Here is a 691-nt window from a genome sequence, read left to right as displayed (position 1 = left end):
ATGTTAACTAGCATCCCCATAAAAGTTGGGGATGCTTTTTTATGTAAAGCTTTTCATAGATTCCGTTAAAAGCCTTGAAATTTTACCGTTAAACATATATAATATTATGATATATTAAATTGATTTGAAAAGAGTGATGAGCATGTTGTTGAGTATGAATCCAAATGTGGACATAAATTATATCTTGCAAAGTTTAGGGCTTACGATTTTATTCGTTGGCTTAATTGGTTTTGAAAGACAACGTCGTAATAAAATTGCAGGGTTAACGACCCACTTACTAGTCGCAATCGGCGCATCAGGTTTAACCATTGCCCAACAAATGATGGTCCAAGATGCCATCGCATTTGTGCAATCGAATCCTGATATGTTAGAACACATGACCATTACCATCGAAAGACAACGTGTCGTTGCACAAATTGTTTCAGGGATTGGGTTCTTAGGGACCGGTGCAATCTTAAAAACCAATGGATATATTAGTGGGCTAACCACCGCATCAACCCTTTGGATTAGTGCCATTATAGGGATTATTTTTGGGTATGGAATGTATGTATTAGGTATTGCGCTTAGTTTAATGACGTTGTTTGTATTAACGATTATTAAAAATGTGATCCGCCACAATGTAGAAGAACTTCATTAAAAGCCTTTAATAGGCTTTTTTTATGGAAAATAAACGAGAGAAATTTTCAATTTA

Annotated in this window: 1 protein-coding gene; it reads left to right on the top strand. The window is 35.0% G+C overall.

Annotation, left to right across the window (positions count from 1 at the left end; translation table 11 throughout):
• The first annotated feature begins 136 nt into the window (after nt 1-136).
• The gene (locus ABCO64_RS10385; RefSeq protein ID WP_343089412.1) at nt 137-637 is read left to right on the top strand and encodes an MgtC/SapB family protein; all 501 of its coding nucleotides are present in this window, start codon (nt 137-139) and stop codon (nt 635-637) included.
• Nucleotides 638-691 lie beyond the last annotated feature (54 nt).

It is taken from the genome of Methanocalculus natronophilus, from assembly GCF_038751955.1.
In the GTDB taxonomy this organism is placed as follows: domain Archaea; phylum Halobacteriota; class Methanomicrobia; order Methanomicrobiales; family Methanocorpusculaceae; genus Methanocalculus; species Methanocalculus natronophilus.
The sequence above is the reverse complement of the archived record's forward strand: the minus strand, read 5'-3'. Positions and strand labels throughout refer to the sequence as shown.

What these genes read in the sequence shown, in the direction of transcription:
- ABCO64_RS10385 (WP_343089412.1), top strand. Translation starts at nt 137, where the DNA reads ATGAGCATGTTGTTGAGTATGAATCCAAATGTGGACATAAATTATATC.